The sequence below is a fragment of the Bradyrhizobium sp. MI1.10 genome, assembly GCF_055811035.1.
Genome location: NZ_JBVVPN010000181.1, coordinates 1 through 275 on the forward strand (window position 1 = coordinate 1; position 275 = coordinate 275).

Here is a 275-nt window from a genome sequence, read left to right on the forward strand (position 1 = left end):
CACAAGCGCAACATTTTTAAAAACACTTCATAAATCACTTAACGAAAGAAGTAATTTGATTGTGATTGTGTTTATCGTTATTTCAACAATGATTTTCTTATTTATTGGAAAACCAATCAGCCTTTTAATTATAGCAGGCGCGATAAATGGATGGATCTTACCTATTACGTTAGGTGCAATTTTGATTGCAAGTAAAAAGAAATCAATTGTCGGTGATTATAAACACCCAAATTGGATGTTCATCTTTGGTATCGTTGCAGTACTTGTTACAATAT

1 protein-coding gene is annotated in these 275 nt (G+C 31.3%); it reads left to right on the plus strand.

What is annotated here, in order from left to right; all coding sequences use genetic code 11:
• On the plus strand, nucleotides 1-275 hold a 275-nt coding region (locus tag AC0L3K_RS40825; RefSeq protein ID WP_473368237.1), incomplete at both ends, for a hypothetical protein.